The sequence below is a fragment of the Pseudomonas sp. DWP3-1-3b3 genome, from assembly GCF_049896305.1.
Lineage (GTDB): Bacteria > Pseudomonadota > Gammaproteobacteria > Pseudomonadales > Pseudomonadaceae > Aquipseudomonas > Aquipseudomonas azotoformans_A.
In genome coordinates this window covers 241,861-258,334 of sequence record NZ_JAFCUA010000005.1, presented here as the reverse complement: position 1 = coordinate 258,334, position 16,474 = coordinate 241,861, and the positions used below count along the sequence as shown (strand labels likewise).

Annotated in this window: 12 protein-coding genes and 4 pseudogenes; 9 read left to right on the top strand and 7 right to left on the bottom strand. The window is 50.7% G+C overall.

The features are described from left to right. Window positions 1-24 precede the first annotated feature (24 nt). From ACP7BX_RS17430 to ACP7BX_RS17420, 3 genes and pseudogenes are all read left to right on the top strand, one after another. Window positions 25-879: pseudogene (locus tag ACP7BX_RS17430) on the top strand (transposase); the annotation flags it as partial. 460 nt (window positions 880-1,339) lie between these two features. After that, complete coding sequence (locus ACP7BX_RS17425; RefSeq protein WP_426128968.1) at window positions 1,340-1,609, top strand: hypothetical protein; 270 nt, start codon at window positions 1,340-1,342, stop codon at window positions 1,607-1,609. Between the two features lie 92 nt (window positions 1,610-1,701). After that, a pseudogene (locus tag ACP7BX_RS17420) lies at window positions 1,702-2,669 on the top strand (DUF932 domain-containing protein). Between the two features lie 80 nt (window positions 2,670-2,749). Here ACP7BX_RS17420 and ACP7BX_RS17415 read toward each other — a convergent pair. Beyond that, a pseudogene (locus ACP7BX_RS17415) lies at window positions 2,750-3,003 on the bottom strand (helix-turn-helix domain-containing protein). Between the two features lie 198 nt (window positions 3,004-3,201). Between ACP7BX_RS17415 and ACP7BX_RS17410 the strand changes: the two are divergent. From ACP7BX_RS17410 to ACP7BX_RS17400, 3 genes are all read left to right on the top strand, one after another. After that, window positions 3,202-3,645: a hypothetical protein gene (locus ACP7BX_RS17410; protein WP_426128970.1), complete on the top strand. Its 444-nt coding sequence runs from the start codon at window positions 3,202-3,204 to the stop codon at window positions 3,643-3,645. Between the two features lie 164 nt (window positions 3,646-3,809). After that, a complete protein-coding gene (locus ACP7BX_RS17405; protein ID WP_426128972.1) occupies window positions 3,810-4,343 on the top strand; it encodes a hypothetical protein in 534 nt (177 codons plus the stop codon). Between the two features lie 659 nt (window positions 4,344-5,002). Further along, window positions 5,003-6,004 carry a fimbrial protein gene (locus ACP7BX_RS17400; protein WP_426128974.1) on the top strand — a complete coding sequence of 334 codons (1,002 nt, stop codon included), beginning with the start codon at window positions 5,003-5,005 and terminating at the stop codon, window positions 6,002-6,004. A gap of 858 nt (window positions 6,005-6,862) precedes the next feature. On the opposite strand, the gene ACP7BX_RS17395 is transcribed toward ACP7BX_RS17400, so the two are convergent. The 4 genes from ACP7BX_RS17395 to ACP7BX_RS17380 form a co-directional block, all read right to left on the bottom strand. After that, window positions 6,863-7,660, bottom strand: a complete 798-nt coding sequence (locus tag ACP7BX_RS17395; RefSeq protein WP_426128976.1) for an aldolase/citrate lyase family protein — start codon at window positions 7,658-7,660, stop codon at window positions 6,863-6,865. 11 nt (window positions 7,661-7,671) lie between these two features. Further along, window positions 7,672-8,454 (bottom strand): 2-oxo-hept-4-ene-1,7-dioate hydratase, encoded by a 783-nt coding sequence (gene hpaH, locus ACP7BX_RS17390; RefSeq protein WP_426128978.1) that lies wholly within the window; start codon window positions 8,452-8,454, stop codon window positions 7,672-7,674. Between the two features lie 96 nt (window positions 8,455-8,550). Continuing rightward, window positions 8,551-9,858, bottom strand: a complete 1,308-nt coding sequence (locus ACP7BX_RS17385) for an MFS transporter (protein ID WP_426128980.1) — start codon at window positions 9,856-9,858, stop codon at window positions 8,551-8,553. Window positions 9,859-9,909: 51 nt separating this feature from the next. Next, window positions 9,910-10,785 carry a polysaccharide deacetylase family protein gene (locus tag ACP7BX_RS17380; RefSeq protein ID WP_426128982.1) on the bottom strand — a complete coding sequence of 292 codons (876 nt, stop codon included), beginning with the start codon at window positions 10,783-10,785 and terminating at the stop codon, window positions 9,910-9,912. A 108-nt stretch (window positions 10,786-10,893) separates the two neighbouring features. On the opposite strand from ACP7BX_RS17380, the gene ACP7BX_RS17375 reads away from it, so the two are divergent. Both ACP7BX_RS17375 and ACP7BX_RS17370 read left to right on the top strand, forming a co-directional pair. After that, window positions 10,894-11,832: a LysR family transcriptional regulator gene (locus tag ACP7BX_RS17375; protein ID WP_426128984.1), complete on the top strand. Its 939-nt coding sequence runs from the start codon at window positions 10,894-10,896 to the stop codon at window positions 11,830-11,832. A gap of 346 nt (window positions 11,833-12,178) precedes the next feature. After that, window positions 12,179-13,351: an L-dopachrome tautomerase-related protein gene (locus ACP7BX_RS17370; RefSeq protein WP_426128986.1), complete on the top strand. Its 1,173-nt coding sequence runs from the start codon at window positions 12,179-12,181 to the stop codon at window positions 13,349-13,351. Between the two features lie 137 nt (window positions 13,352-13,488). Here ACP7BX_RS17370 and ACP7BX_RS17365 read toward each other — a convergent pair. After that, window positions 13,489-14,413, bottom strand: a pseudogene (locus ACP7BX_RS17365) (extracellular solute-binding protein); the annotation flags it as partial. 14 nt (window positions 14,414-14,427) lie between these two features. Here ACP7BX_RS17365 and ACP7BX_RS17360 point away from each other — a divergent pair. Continuing rightward, window positions 14,428-14,787: a hypothetical protein gene (locus tag ACP7BX_RS17360; protein ID WP_426128988.1), complete on the top strand. Its 360-nt coding sequence runs from the start codon at window positions 14,428-14,430 to the stop codon at window positions 14,785-14,787. Window positions 14,788-15,558: 771 nt separating this feature from the next. On the opposite strand, the gene ACP7BX_RS17355 is transcribed toward ACP7BX_RS17360, so the two are convergent. Further along, window positions 15,559-16,425 (bottom strand): DNA-binding protein, encoded by an 867-nt coding sequence (locus tag ACP7BX_RS17355; protein ID WP_426128990.1) that lies wholly within the window; start codon window positions 16,423-16,425, stop codon window positions 15,559-15,561. Window positions 16,426-16,474 lie beyond the last annotated feature (49 nt).

Here is a 16,474-nt window from a genome sequence, read left to right as displayed (position 1 = left end):
ATACGTCACAAGCGCGCTTATTGACTAAGCACTCGTGCTGTCAGTGAATACCTCAGTACTCGATGAGGAGCCGCTCGCTGAAGCTCCCCCTAAACGCTTCTCACTGACTGATCCTTTAGTCCGTTGGACGGCCGCCCCGAGCGGCCCCGCGTTTTTCGTCTGTTCCAAGAAATACCTGATTGATGTTGAGCATGGCGTGATCATGGATATAGAACCGACCACAGCTCATCGAACGGCCGAGGTCGAGAGCACCAAAACTATGATTGATCGAGTCGAAGACTTGTTCGACAGCAAACTTGACCTCTTAATCGGTGAGAACGCATACGGCCAGAACCGATGTTGGCCTGAATGGTAGAAAAGAAAGATATCGAACCGCATGTGCCGGTTTGGGACAAAACCGAGCGCAAGAACGACAGTCTTTCGAGCACCGATTTCCGCTGGAATGACGATACATAGGAGTACTCCTGCCCGGCCAGTAACCCATTGCTAAGCGAATGGCGAGCCTTCAAAAATGAGCGCTCACATATAACCAAAGCCAACACCATCATCTTCCGATCCAGGCAGACCGACTGAACGATGCGCCCTAAGAAATCCAAGTGCAACTCTAATACTGCGTTTCGTAGGATCGACCGCAGCGTCCCTGAAGCAGCTCGGGATACGGACCGGCGCATTGCAGTAACACCGGCGTATCAGCACTCTCGTCACGAACGTTAAAAGGTCGAAACGTTGTTTGCTCACCTCAACCGCATCCTGAAATTGAATCGCTTGCTACTACGTGGCATGAGGTACGCGACGGATGAGTTTATGCTGGCCGCTGCGGTGCAGAACCTACAACGGCTGACCAAATTTTCATATCAAGAGCCAGCAGTCACGAGATAGGTGCGCCTGCGCCAAGCGAAAAAAACCTCAAATTAACCCAATAATAGAGCAGCAACGGTCAACGAATGGCCGAAAAACTACTCAATGTGGTGAGTAGGCTTTCCAGTGTGTGTCGTGACAGAGTTTAGGCGATCTGGAAATCCGAATTTTTCAACAGAATCGACCGAAAGCGCAAGTTTGGGAGTAGCAGCTCTCGGCCAAAAGCAGTGACTCAGCATCGACAAAATCAGAGCCGATTAAGTTGGTTGAGGGCTACGCCCACGATGCACGTTGATTCGCCTAGACTGCGCTGAGCTGTCTACAAACCCACTAATCAAATCAGTCGTCAAAGACGCATATTCGATTCGAAAAGAAAATAAACCTACATCATTGCTATGACGCCCACACCATGGAGCCCCAAAACATGTCATTTCAGTGCCCTCGCTGTAACTCACCTAAAATCGCTTCGTGACATCACGCCATGAAAATTTTTGCAACCATCGGTACGGTCGGCGGTGCAGCGCGCGGCATCGGTGCAGCACTTGGCAGTCCGGTGGGGGCTACCATCGGAGTTATTGCAGGCACGTTCGGAGTTACCATCGGCGCCATTTCTGGCGCCATCTTCGGCGGGCTTGTTGGCGGCGCTGGCGGCTGTGCCTTAGGCGCTCAACTCGGCGATAAGCTTGACCGCCATATACTCGCCCATAATCTCTGCTTAATCTGCGGGCATCGCTTCAACCTCCCTGCTTAATCAGTCTTCTACTCCTTTCTTTCTATAACGTACGGACACCGCCACGCGATGCGAGGCGTTTACGCTAACTTGTACACTAAGGAACATTAATCATGACTCCTCAAATCGAACAAATGGCTTACGTTGGCGCGCCCCTGGCACGGCCTCGGCCGTCAACTGACACAGAAACAGCCGGTAGACGTCTGGCAGCGCGAAGCCGGTATGGACTGGCAGATTCAGGAAAGTTCGGTTCACTTTAAGGCCGACGCTGTCGGCCATGCAGCATTCACTCATTCCCGGAATAGAAGGTGCTGTACCGTTCCGACACAAAGGCTCCGCTGTCGGTGGTTTCCAATCGCTACCAAATTGTTCAGCCACGTGAGGTGATGGAGTTCTGTCGAGATCTGACCGAAGTGTCCGGCTGTGAGCTGGAAACCGCTGGAGTGCTCAAAGGCGGCCTTAAGTTCTGGGCGCTAGTACGAACTGGACAAAGCACCGCACTGAAGGGCAACGATCAAGTAAACGGCTATTTGTTGCTGGCGACGTCCTGTGACGGAACGCTCGCCACTACAGCCACGCCGACCACCGTTCGCGTGGTCTGCAACAACACTTTGACCAACACCCTGGAGGGCAACACACGCGCCATCAAGGTGCAGCACAGCACACGGTTCGATGCCCGGTCCGTCAAAAAACAATTGGATCTAGCGATCTCGCAATGGGACGAATTCATGTATTGCATACGCATACTGGCCGAGTGCAAAGTACAGTGGCATAAAGCTATGTGGTACTACATGAACGTACTGTATGACGTAACGCCCGTGATCGAATTACCTGAAGTCCTTCACAACGAAAGCGCACTGCGCAAGGTACAAAATTTGTACGAAGGGCACCGCCGTGGCGCAACGCTTGAGTCGGCGAAAGGCACTGCCTGGGACCTGCTCAACGCAATGACCGAGTATATCGATCACGAACACAGAGCACGGGGCAACGAATACCGCATGGACTACGCCTGGTTCGGCCAGGGGGCGCAAATCAAGTCAAGCGCCACGCATTGGAGACAGCTCTGCAACTCGCGACCTGAAGTGCCCTCTCCCCTCAACCATAGCGCCCGTCAGCATCCAGCTCAACGGCCGTTTTTGTGTGCGCAACCATATGACGGAATCACAAGCCTGCCTCGAAAAGTAAGTCTGACAGCTTACATTGCAACGCAGTTGCAATCAGGAGAATGTTCAAAAATGTAACATTTCTTTCTCCTCGCTCAATTTTCCCATGTGGAAGCGATCAATCCCAGCAGCATCTGCCAAGGCTTCTTGCGACAGCATATGTCCTAGTCGTCGCGCACGTACTACCTCACCAAGAGCTACCAGGTCACCGTCTTTAACGTAGTTTGCAGAGATTCTTACCGTAGTGAAAATTGTCGCGCTATGATGCTTTAATCGACACGGTATTTACGACCCTTTTGGCATTTCTATAACGCTGAGCATAGCTAGCTGAGGCTTTTCCTACCCCCTACATAGAGAATGTGAAATGTATCTCTACCGACCGTAAATGAATTAAATGACTCTCAAATAGAAACATTTCTAAAAGCCAAAAAATCTTTTGAGATTGTAAGCTTGCGAGGCCTATTTACTAAAAGCGAGGCAATTATCGAAAAGAGGATAGAAAGTCTAAATTTAAAGTGCCGAGTAAAAATCGATATTAAAGGTGCTATCGCTCAAGGTGGAATTCTGCGCACTATGATTGGAATAGCTTTACCTGCCGGCGCCACCTTAGCAGCCACGGGCTACCGTGGCCAGCAATGGCCACACTCTAGCAACCTACAATCCCAACTACAAAATCATAAAAGGCTACATCAACAAAAAACTAACAATCGCTCACAAGAAATAGCAGTCGAGCCAATCATCTATTCCCCTGCACATACTTCAGAATTTAATATATTGAAAACAAAATCAGTTATACTAAAAGCAGCCAGCTGTATTGCGTTCGCGCTTTCATTGAAGGCACAAGCTGAAGTTGACTACGGGTATATGTATCCACCCGTGCTGCCCAATGAATAAAGCATGAATAATATGCACTATGCCATTCCCTGCGCAGAGGCAAAAAACAAGTATGGTGCAAATTCTACCGCTCTACCTGGTACACGCTGCCTAGGAGTATTACCCAGTGGAATGCACAACAGCAACGCAACATCACCTTTAGTAACCACATCAGCGGCAAATGCGTGCGAGGTACTTGCCGTGCATCCAATGGATCAGGCATCTATGGCATTTACGACCAAGATCTCAGCTTTAGCCTCTCCATTTACTATTGCATCTATAAAAATGAGGATGGCTATCCGATTGCTTATCGAATGGATGGTGGGCCAAATAAAATGGGGAAAGCGGTTACCTACGCTCATACCCGTTCAACACTTCAGAACTTCTTGCTTGATCATGGTATTAGTAAGGCAAGCTCAAGAGACGCGGTTGCTGCTTACTTACTGGATTCAAATGTTAAGAGCTATTCGCCACTCGATGACGCGCCATGGGTCGAAAAGACACTAATGACAAAACCCATAAAATCTATCCTATTAAAAGAAGCTTGGTGCAATCCGCGTGCAGACGATGAATGTACCATCAATGGAGATAAAGTGCTCAAGGCGGAGCTCAAGCGATACTTGCCAACCGTCTATGAACTGGAAGTGCTCAACGCCGGTGGGTACTGCGAATATCCGATTTGTTATGACAAAAATGATATGCCTGTCGTAATCAATTAAAAATAGAAGCATGGCAAAAACTCCATGCCTCTATTTTTAACTCCTCACCGAGATCATTACTGCCAATCTAGGGATACTCCGATCAATTTGCCGCTCGCCTGCGGCAAGTCGGAAACTCTCTAGGCAAACAGCGTTATTCGCTGAAAATCGAGCGATATTTAGTGCAGAAGGGCGTTTACGTCGATCTTCTGTGTCAAGAATACACCTCCGCCTTATCCCTGCCCGCTCAACATCATGATTGATTTGTGCATCCAGTACGCTTTAAAGGGCTGCATCACATGATTGGTCATGGCGTCATCTGGCAGCGGTTTCCCACAGGGCATTCTCAAGTCAAATCCGCTTCTCAAACGCACTCCGACTCAGGAGCCCCCCCCCTTTGCGAGTTAAGACAATGGACCAGTACGAAAAATATCCACGCGCGCCTAAAACACAAGCAGTTCAAAGCCTTTTTTACCCAGAGAAAGACTTTTCCTACATACAAGATAGAAAATTCTTACACCCAGCTTTCACTTTCAGGCCTCATAATCATCATGGTCTTTGAAAGTGATAGGTTTTGAACTCTTATAAGAAAGTCAAAGCATGCGATCAAAGCATGCGAAAGGTAGCCTATTAAGCACAGACAACAGCAAGTCGAAATTCTTTACGGACACTTAACTCTTATGAAAAAACTATTGCTAACCATTATTTTTTTGAGCGGGCAAGCACTGGCAACTACATGCACCTTCAGCAACCTTGCTATTCCTGTGCAAATCCTCTCGATCACTAAGAGGGATAGTGCTCTACCGCTTATGATTTCAAGTACTTGGCATGAAATCCATGGCGGGCTCACCACCTGCAGTGATTATAAAGATCAGCGCTTTTTCACACTCTCTAATAACATCGTTGCTACGACATCGCAGAGCATGACCTTCGAGGGTGAGTCATATCAAATATATAGCTCAGGCGTAGACGGTATCGGTCTGATTATGAGCGCAGCCGACATTAACTCTCCTTACAAACCTTTTACATCTACTGAACTCATTCTATCTGACGCACCGACCACCACGCCCCCACTAACGACCAACAGCAAATACAGAGTTAGGTTTGTTGCAACTAAAAAACTACCTGCCAAAACGATAAACTTACCCTCGATTGATGTAATGCGCCACGGTATATTTATGAATGGTTATTTTGGCTGGGGCACTATCTCAACACAAAGCGCTACTATAAATGTGACGTACCCCAGCTGCAAATTAAATATACCAACGACTGTAAAGCTGCCCATAGTCGCTAGTCAAAGTTTTGACTCGTCGGTTGCTACTGCAGGAGACACACCTTTTTCAATAGAGTTAAACTGTGGGTCTGGATCGGCAGTAGGCGATGTTAAATACACCCTAACCGATATCTCATCACCGACAAATACTACGTCAACATTGGATTTGGCAAAAAACCCAAATTCAGCCTCCGGTATAGGTATTCAGATTCTGGAGGGCAGTATACCTGTTAGATTTGGCCCGGACTCGCCAGAGCCAGGAACTACAAACCAAAGAAACTTTGGCACACTAACCGGCACAAATGACCGATTCAGCAAATCATTTGTAGTTCGTTATATAAGAACCGCATCCCCCCTCGTCGCAGGCAAAGTAAATGCCGGCATGAGCATAACGCTATCTTATCAATAAACAGTGCTCCCACGAAATTATAGTTGGGCCGATCATCTATTGGCCCTCTCATGCAACCGATTTATTAAACTACGCCACCCACAAATTTTGCTAAATAATAGCCAAGACGGTTACCCTACGTGCCATTTCTTGAACCTTGTGCGCATGAGCCATTTAACCTTTTCTAGTCGAATAGATAACGTTCACGAAGACTTCGATCCCAAACTCTCTGGCACAATCGTCAGGTATTAATCCACAGTTTTTAAACACCCGTCATCGGGCGATTAAAGATGACGTCTAGGGTATAGGGCTCGGTGTCCCCAGCGCCTATCCGTTTCACTTATCAGTGCGACATCTCCCCATACAGCGCCATTGAAACTTCATCAAAAACAGAGCCCTGAGCACAGGGCAGTGCAGACTTCTGTCCGCCACAAACACACAGCAACCGTAGGGTCTTATAAGTCTCGCAGAATGTAAACGTGGAACGTCAAGTACTGACCCTCAAGACTAGATCTACACCGTCCGCTTTTGGCCGATGACTGCCCGTCGCGAAATTCAGTACACGAACATTCGCCGCCATCCGATATTCACCGGTCAATGGCCGGTGTTGGCGCATCAGCCGTATCGAAGACAGGACGGGTGAGACAAGCTCTCCAACCCCCATTTCGAAAACTAACTATTACATGAGCACCCAACGAAGAACTCAATATTAGAGTAGAGTCAGCATGCGACCTCGCGTTACGAATATTATCATTTGGGGGGGGCAATATTTACGCCCCCATAAAAACCCAGAAAAATAAAGAAAAGGTCAAATGTACAGCCCGCCATAAGCTAGCTCTTTAATACCAGGAATACTCCCGACCAGCACAAATAACTTACTCATCTTGGCTTATACTCACCATCGCCCTCTGACACCGTAGAAAGCTCGCTCGCTAATTTTTCAGCACTACGTGCCAAGATGCCAACATCGACTCCAACCGCAACAAATGTCGCACCGAGCGTAAGACATCTTCGGGCAAAGTTAACATCGAGTGTTAAAATGCCTGATGGTTTTCCAATTCGTTTCAGGCGTTTGATTGCATCTTCAATCGCATTAACAACAGCAGCACAATTGGGCTCTCCGGGAAAACCAAGACTAGCAGCAAGATCCGCTGGCCCGATGAATACGCCATCCACTCCTTCAATCAAGGCGATTTTTTCCAGTCTTTCGAGAGACTCTGCCGTTTCGACCTGGACCAACAGGCAAAGCTCCTCACGCGCGCGCTGGGCATAGCCGTCAATCCGGCCAAACCGGGTTGCACGTGTCAAACCAGAAACACCGCGAATACCTTCAGGCGGATAACGCATGGCCGCCACAGCACTTTCAGCCTCTATCTCATTCTGTACGTAGGGAATCAGCAAGGTCTGAGCGCCAATATCCAGAAAGCGTTTGATTAGAACGGCGTTATTGCTCGCTGGCCTGACAATGGGATTTACAGGATAGGGGGCAAGCGCCTGTAGCTGAGGAAGAACACTCAGTACATCGGAGGGTGAATGCTCTGTATCTAAAAGAAGCCAGTCAAAGCCTGTCGCCGCAACAACCTCGGCAACATAACTTCCGGGCAAACTGCACCATAATCCAATTTGCTTGCGTCTTTGCGCGATTGCATGCTTGAAGTGATTGACAGGAATTTGCACCTGGCACCTCTCTATTTAAATGATACGCCGATAGCCCCAAGCGGACCAAAATCCGCGTGAATCACATCACCTTTAGAAATATCGACTGGTCGCGTAAACGAACCGCAGAGCACAATCTGGCCCTTCTCCAGTTTCCCGCCCACGGTATGAAGTTTATTCACCAGCCATGCGATGCCAGCCGCCGGGTGCCCCATGATTGCGGCTGATACACCGGACTCTTCGATGATGCCGTTCTTCGAAAGCGTGGCACCTATCCACCGAACATCCACATCCATTGGACGAATTGTGCGCCCTCCAACGACTATCGCTCCAAAGGCGGCATTGTCGGCAATAGTGTCGGTGATCGCCCGCGGCACCTCGGTCCGATAATCAATTATTTCCATTGCAGGTGTCACGAATTCGGTAGCACGCAAGACATCGTAAATTCGGGTGCCTGGCCCTTCGAGGTCCTCGCCCATAATAAATGCCAGCTCAACTTCAAGGCGTGGTTTCAAGAATCCGGCAGCGTCTATGCAGGCACCGTCGTTGTAAAGAACATCGTCAAGAATACGGCCGTAATCCGGTTCAGTCATGTTCGATGCCTGCTGCATAGCTCTGGATGTCAAACCGATCTTGTGCCCGATTACGTGGGCACCTTTAGCAATCCTGAAGTCCGCCCAAAGAGCTTGTATTTGATAGGCATCCTCAATTTCTATATTCGGAAAAGTCTTACTCAATTGCGCAATTGGCTTTCGTTCAATTTCTGCTTGCATAAGTTGAACGGCGGCGCTGTGGCGTTCGATTTCGCTCAGCATGTTGACCTCCTCTACAAATTAAGAATTCACTACTTAACGACAGTATTAATTGAATTTTTCACTATGTGCCTTCCTTCCGATCAAATAAAGCGCGCCTCAATCTTCGTTCGCAATTTTTCGCAGAATTATCGCCAAGAGGCCTGCAATAAATAGACATCCCGCCAACACTGCGAGACCCGCCGTGAAGTTCCCCGTTTCTTCTTTCAACCACCCCATAATCCACGGGCCTAAAAACCCGCCAAGAGTGCCAATAGAATTGATGAGCGCGAGCCCGCCAGCCGCCGCAACGCCTACGAGGTAGCGCGACGGGATTGTCCAGAAAACGGCGCGGGCAGCGTTCACGCCTACCAATGCGATAGTCAACCCCACTAATGAAAATACAAACGACTGTGTGAGGAAGGAAACAAAGAACCCTACGCATGCAATCATGCAGGTGAGCGTTACGTTTTTGATCCGACGGCCGTTCTTGTCGACGTAAGCAGCCCAAGCGATCATTACAAAGACCGCAAAGAGATAAGGAATAGCGGTCAAAAAGCCGACAGTGACGTTCGAAAAATCCTCCTGCTTGATAATCTGTGGCAACCAGACTTGCACACCGTATGATCCGATGGAGAATCCCAGATATATACCGCTCAGTATCCAGACACGAATATCGGAAAGTACAGATCGCATATTGGTGGCGGGTTTTACACGTTGTTCGTTAGCTACCAGCCTGACTACGAGCTCCCGCTCATGAGGCATGAGCCATGAAGCTTTACCGGGAGAGTCAGCCAGTAGTTTTGCAACAAAGAGTCCAAGAGCAACGCAAGGGAGTGACTCTATTAAACACATCCATTTCCACCCAGCAATACCCAATACACCATCAAAATTGAGTAACAAGGCGGAGACGGGTGCGCCTATAAAAGAAGACGCTGGGATCGCGATTAAAAACCAACCAATGATTTGAGCGCGATATCTCGACGGAAACCAACATGACAGATAATACGCAACGCCGGGAAAGAATCCGGCTTCGGCGACCCCCAGCATAAAACGCAGTATATAAAAACTCATTGGCCCTGATGCAAATACCATGGCAGCAGATACCAACCCCCAGGATATCATTATCCTGGAGATCCACAGCCTGGCCCCTACGCGATAGAGAATTAAGTTACTGGGCACCTCAAAGAGAAAATAGCCCAAAAATAGAATGCCAGCCCCATAACCGAATTGAGATGACGTTAACCCGATATCTTCATTCATGGTTAATGCTGCGACTGAAATACTGGTGCGATCTATGTAGTTAAAAATATAAGAAATCATGAGAACTGGAAGAAACCTCCACGCAACTTTTGCGAATAGCTTCTTTTCTACTTCATCAGTAACGTTTTGCTGTGCAGGGGTGCTTACTTCTTGTATTAATGACATATTCCCTCCCGCCAAATGTCTGAATGCTGGTTTCCTAGCATGTCTCCAGCACTACACCACACGAATCGTCTTATTCAGAAAAAAGCGCTCAGCATAAGTAACCTCGGTTAAGCTGCGCCCCTTGAACCAGGATGCCAATTCATCATGTCGAGGATACCAAACATCTGGAAACTGCTTGAAATGATGAAGTATTTTATTGAACACCGACGCAATTAATGGACGAGCACCAAATTGGCAGTGAAGCGTCAGATTTATAAGCGAACCGGGCTCGTGCCGATATAAATAATCAAATGTTTCTTGATAGGCATTGAGATAGTCCGATGGGCTTTGTCGCAATACACGATTGTCAGCGAAATCGGTATGGGGCAACCCAACAATGGTACCTTTGGGCGTTTCAACCATGCGAGGAAGATCGGCATCATTGTAATCTCCATGCCAAAGAAATCCCTCCTGGGCCAGAAATTCTGCGGTTCGATCGGTTGCCGCGACCACAGGGGATAACCACCCTAACGGAGGATGACCCAACTGCTCTTCAAATATTCGCTTACAGTCGCGAATATTTTGCTCCTCTTCCTCAGGCTCCATATAAGCGTGAACTCTATCCTGGGTATATGAATGAGCAGCAATTTCATGGCCGTACTCCAGAACTGTCTTCATCGCCTCCGGGTACATTTCGATCGACTTGATGTTGGCACATACCGTCGCATTGATTCCGTGGTCATGGAGGATTCGAACCAATCGCCAAATACCTTCTCTACCGCCGTACTGGGACCAGGTAACACCTGCACGGTCATAAGTCCCCGGCTTAAGTGAGGTCGTCATTGGGCCGTAAGGCGGCGCCTTTCCTTCAGACCAATTCTCAAGTAATACGGTAACGATGACTGCGATGCGATTTCCATCCGGCCACGCAAATGCTGTATCTGACATATTTTCTCCGGTTACCTTGCCGCCCCGACAAAAGTATTTGGGGGTTGTGTAACCTAAAAGAACGGCGCTATATTCGTCCAATGGATTAATTGAATAGAATAATAAGCCATGTCAATAACACCTACATTGCGACAACTGGAAATTTTTCGCACCCTTGGGCGCGCTCAAAATTTTTCACGTGCCGCCGAAGCATTGCACATGTCACAACCTGCACTTAGCCAAGCGGTTAACCAGATGGAAAGCATAATTGGCACGAGGTTATTTGTAAGAACTAAGCGTTCTGTAAGCATTACGCCTGCTGGCCAGAGTTTTTTAGTTCGAGTAGATGCAATACTTAATGAGCTTAGCGAGGCGCTCACTGAATTATCTAAGGACAGTGACCCACGCAACGGGCGTGTTGACGTCGCGTGTCTTTCTTCCGTTGCCACTCGGCTGTTGCCGCGAGCAGTTTCATTATTTCGAAAAACATATCCAGGGGCTGTGGTCAGGGTTCGAGATGACGATCCGGATGGCATTATTAGCCGGGTGAAAACTGGAGCGGTTGATTTCGCATTTTCAGCGATGTTTGAAGAGGATGGCGGCGTCGTGTTTGAGCCTGTAATACAGGACGGTTTACATTTTGTATGCAGGGCTGATCATCCACTTGCTCGAAAAGAGAAAGTTGAATGGTCTGAGATTGCTTCATTCGACGTGGTTGCGTTGGCGCAAGGATCAGGCATTCGAAGGCTGATAGATAGACAACTCCCCACTGGGGGAGTGTTTTCGCACTCAACCTACGAAGTATCCCGAATACCTTCAATTCTGGAGATACTGGAGCAAAGTGACTGCGTTTCAGTTTTACCGGCTCTGTCGCTTGCTTATCCTGACGCGTCGAAAAAATTTCATCATCTCCCGATGTGCGACCCGGTAATAATCAGAGATATTGGCTTCATACTGCCGAACACGCCTCTGTCAGCGACCGCACAGGCTTTCAAAATGACTTTAAAACAGTCCCTAGAAGCACAATCACAACAACCATTTCGGGGTGTCACTTTTTGGAAAGGATAACGCCTTAAAGTAATCTACCAACTCAAAATTCTTGGATGATGACGAATAAACCCCGGCGTTCCAAGCATATCGGTTCTCGATTTCAGCCCCCATCATGCATTTGCGATCTGATCCGGCGACCTCACCATCTATCGTTGCGTGGTCACTCAAAGCCCTTCAAGGGGCTCAAGTCAATCAACCGCAAGATATTCTCTACCTTCAACAACATTTCTAACGCATTTACCTGGTTTAAGGCGAAGATCCGCGGTAGATCCCTTTTACCAACGCCGTGACCTGGGCTTTTACAAGACGCTCACCATCCGCCTTCACCTCAGGCCCGTCTGAAAGGAGGGCAAGGAGATCTTTCATGCACGTCAACACCTCAATCTCATGGGCCTCCTTAGCCTTAATGACAGCGCTCAGCGTTCAAGCTGTTCAAGCGGCCGCCCCTGACACTCTTCCAAAAGATAAGTCCATAGGGGAAGTTGAGCAGGTTTTTGCCCTCCACGACGCCATGCCCACGGGCGTAAGCGTCAGCGAAAAAGGCCGAGTTTTTGTCAACTTCCCGCGCTGGGGCGACAACGTTCCGTTCACTGTCGGGGAAATACGCGAGGATAGGATATTCCCCTACCCCGACCTTGAGTTGAACCAGGCAGATCCCAACCAGCCGGATAAAGGTTTTATCAGCGTTCAAAGCGTCGTGGCCGATGGCTTGGGGCACTTATGGATCCTGGATACAGCTTCGCCTAACTTCTCCGCACCGATTGTTGGCGGCGCCAAGTTGGTCGCGGTTGACCTGAAGACGAACAAAGTCGTCAAGACACTGGTTTTTCCAGACAATGTCATTTTGCCTAGCACCTACGTCAACGATATGCGTTTTGACTTCAGCGCTGGCGAGAGGGGCGTGGTCTATATCACCGACTCTTCTCTCAGCGGGCCGGGCGCAATCATTGTCATGGATATCGCCACTGGAAAAGCTGTACGTCGACTGAATGGCACAACCTCGACTTCAGCAGATCGGGACTTCGTACCGAGGGTTGAAGGTCAGATGCTCATGTTCCGCAATGCCGACGGCAGCAGTAAACCATTTACTGTGGCTTCTGACGGCATCGCTCTATCGGCGGATCGCCAAACCCTATACTTCTGCCCACTATCCAGTCGACACCTGTACTCGGTGCCTACAAAGCTGTTGCGTGATCCGACCGTTTCCGAGGATCAGCTTGCGGCAGCGGTTCAGGACCTTGGTGAAAAAGGGGCATCCGATGGGTTAGAGGCTGATGCCGAAGGCGCGATCTATGCTGGCGATTACGAAGACAACAGTATTCGTAAGCGACTCCCAGACGGGGCCTGGCAGACTGTGGTCCACGACCCACGGATACTTTGGCCGGATACTTTGTCCGTAGGGCCCGACGGCTATCTCTACTTCATAGTTAACCAGGTACATCGCCAAGCGGGGTTTCATGGAGGCAGAGACCTGCGGGAAAAACCCTACAGTCTGCTGCGAGTGAAAATCAACGCGAAGCCGGTTCAGACTCGCTGAACGCGACTGTCCGTAGCCTTGACAGGAGCGCAGTAAGTGATCAATGGCGCTCGATATCAGACTTATACTACTTCAGGTTGCCGCCTGCTAGGAATGATGTCGCACCACCTAAATATTTTGAATCTGGTGTGTGGTAATGTCCCGCTTTTGACTTTACTCCAAATGCGCGTACGCACCCGCTCCAATTTCAGCGGCAATGACTCTAAAGAAACAGCGCATTCGTCACCGTTTTCGACGGACAGACACCGGGATTGTCCCTGACCTTTTCATCAACCAGGCTCCTGGCATCCTAATGGACGTTGGCGTAAAGTTGGAGGACTGCGCGACCACTTCCGGGCGTAGCATATAGTCGATGAATGCGACACCTTGCTGAGAGTTCGGCGCGTACCTGAGCAGCACCAGGCTTTCGACCCAGACCGGCGCGCCTTCTCTGGGGATGCTGTACTGAATCTTCCGGCCACTGCCGGCGGCGTCGGCGGCTTTCTTGAAGTCCATTACCCCGCCAGCCCATCCCACTACGGCGCAGATATTGCCGCTGGCCAAGTCCGTAATAAACCGTGAAGAATCGACGGGCGCAACTTCAGCAGCAACGCCTGGGATTTTAATAGTCATCAGGATTTTGGCTGTTATAGGGCAAGTCCAGGTAATGCAAGGCGATGGGGATGATCTCGCCTGGCGCATCCAGCATAGCCACACCGCATTCGTCCAATTTGGCGAGGTTTTCTTCCTTGAAAATCAAATCCCAGGAGTTGACCGGTGAGTCGGTGCCCAGGATCGTCCGGACTTTAACTACGTCATAGCCAATTCCAGTGGTACCCCACAGGTAAGGTACGGCGTAGCGATTACCTGGGTTATTTGGTTTGCACCTTCGCCCGAATGTCCGGATCAAGGTGAGACAGATTGGTCAGTTGCGCGCGATCCAACTCCTTGAGCACACCGGTCTTGATGAGGTTCGGCAACAGGTCGCAGGTGGCCACTACCACGTCATAACCCCTGCGCCCGGCCATAATTGCTCTGCATGACCTCGCTGTTATCAAACACGTCATACGCGGCTTGCGTGCCAGGCGCACAACGATTTGCTGCTGGTCAAACATCGCTGGGACGACGGCCAATGGCGGCGAGAGTACCGCAGCCCGAACGAAAGTCCTGCCCTGACGGGGAGCGCCGGACAACAGTTACTGCTCGATGGCATCAGGCTGGAACGTCTGCGCCACATCGATCCGCGGGGCCAGGCTCATCTGAACTGGCCCGTGGGCCATGCTCCACTGAGCTTGCCCCAGGCCATTGAACTGGAATTTGACGCCCCTAGGCATCCTGGCCTACAGCGGGTGATCCTGCTGCCGGGATTCAAGGGGCAGGAAGTGGTTAAGGTCTATAAACAACGAGGCATTGCGCTGAGCAGCGTACTATTGATCACCTCACCCGCCATGACTTGACTGTCGAACGGATTCACGTCGATGCTAATTGCCTGCCGGAAACCCACCCGTAAGCCCTGCGCTGCAACGACCCTTGCTTAATTGGCGGGCCTGTCAGCAACGCCTGGCACTCGGTGACCAGACAATAGAGGAACTGGCGCCACTGCTGCCTGACAACCTGCAATACAGCCAGGAAATGCCCTGGCCACTATTGGCGCGGAGCAGCGCTCAAGCCATCAACCTGCGTCAGGGGGCATTCGCCCTGCGTAGCTCCTCAGGAACACCATGGAGGGCGCTTATCGCAATCATGGCCATCGCCTGGGGCTCCCAAGTGCCACAGGACGTGGGCCATCGATGGTTTCTGCAACACAATACCGCGCAAGTAACCGAAGCCAGCTTAGCGCTCTGGCAGCAACGGTTTCCCGATCAATCCCGAGTGATCGATCTCGCCCGCCAGAATGAGGCCCGCGCCCATTAAGCCAGCCAGCCGCGACAAAGCCTGGCGCGTAGGCTCGAAAGCCTGGCCAGCGAATGGACCACCGACGGCGATACCCTGATACGTCGACTGGACTACCAACGGGCGCAAAAATGGGTGCTGAACGTCAGCGCGCCGAATTTCTCCACCTTGGAACGTCTGCGTGAAGACCTCGCGCAGCAAGGAGCGAACGTGCAGCCCGACTCGGCTGTGATCGCCCCTGACGGGGTCAGCGCACGCTTGAATTCCCTGTGTGTCCTGCCCAGCCTTTTGTGCTCAGGCGCCGTATGCTGAAGACGTAGCCTGGCGTGCTTACTTCACTGGCTGGGCTCGGGCTTTTTCCTCACACGTGTCTTACGTTCGCTGACTGGCGATGAGCGCAGATGCACTAACTGCTGCTCCAGCGTGTCGCCACGCGCCTGCTGTGCTGCGGCGTTTTGCAGTGCATGACCCAGAGCAGCCTGGACGCCTTCAATCCTTTGCTGCAACTGCTCAAGTTGGCTACCTGCTTCCTTCACTTGGACGGTCATGCGCTTTCTCTCTTCCCGCGCACGATCGACTTCGCGATGCGCACGATTCTCGACCGCGTGCACGTAGATCTCCAGGGCGACGCGCTCCTGCTCGGCCTTGAATCGCAATTCCTGCAGCCCCTGATGCAAGGTATGGCTGTGTTGCTGCGCGTCACTGCGTTCCCGCAGCAGGCTGTCGCGCTGCTGCAGAAGGTCTTGAATCTGCGCAGCACGCTGTTCCAGAAGCACCTCCAGGTCCGCCATACGTGTCTCACTTATTTCCTGTGCGGCCTGTGCCGCCATCGCATGTTGTCGAGCCAGTGCGATGTCCTGAAGAGTCTGGTCCTCCACGACCGCGACTCGCTCGCGTTCGGCAGCCAAGAACAAACGTTGTTCGGACAACGCCTGCTCAGCAGCGCCATGCACAGGATGGGTCGCCTGTAGCCACACGGCGACAAAGGCCTGCGAGACCTCTTCCGGCAACGTCGGCAGGCGGGTCTCGCTGCTCAGCCTTTCGGCCAGACTCGCCCACCATTGATCGAGCAAACCGCCAACGCGAGCCGGACTGCCACGCCCCAATTCCAAGCGGACACGTTCAACCGTTGGCCGTTCGCCACGGGCTAACACCGCGTCGGCAGCGGCAAATACGTCATGGTCCGGCACCCCTATTGCCATGGCTCACCTCAGCGTATATTGGCTCTGATAATAGAATGTTATCCGCCCT

What these genes read in the sequence shown, in the direction of transcription:
- ACP7BX_RS17425 (WP_426128968.1), top strand. Translation starts at nt 1,340, where the DNA reads ATGAAAATTTTTGCAACCATCGGTACGGTCGGCGGTGCAGCGCGCGGC.
- ACP7BX_RS17380 (WP_426128982.1), bottom strand. Translation starts at nt 10,785, where the DNA reads ATGTCAGATACAGCATTTGCGTGGCCGGATGGAAATCGCATCGCAGTC.
- ACP7BX_RS17375 (WP_426128984.1), top strand. Translation starts at nt 10,894, where the DNA reads ATGTCAATAACACCTACATTGCGACAACTGGAAATTTTTCGCACCCTT.
- ACP7BX_RS17370 (WP_426128986.1), top strand. Translation starts at nt 12,179, where the DNA reads ATGCACGTCAACACCTCAATCTCATGGGCCTCCTTAGCCTTAATGACA.
- hpaH (WP_426128978.1), bottom strand. Translation starts at nt 8,454, where the DNA reads ATGCTGAGCGAAATCGAACGCCACAGCGCCGCCGTTCAACTTATGCAA.
- ACP7BX_RS17355 (WP_426128990.1), bottom strand. Translation starts at nt 16,425, where the DNA reads ATGGCAATAGGGGTGCCGGACCATGACGTATTTGCCGCTGCCGACGCG.
- ACP7BX_RS17400 (WP_426128974.1), top strand. Translation starts at nt 5,003, where the DNA reads ATGAAAAAACTATTGCTAACCATTATTTTTTTGAGCGGGCAAGCACTG.
- ACP7BX_RS17385 (WP_426128980.1), bottom strand. Translation starts at nt 9,858, where the DNA reads ATGTCATTAATACAAGAAGTAAGCACCCCTGCACAGCAAAACGTTACT.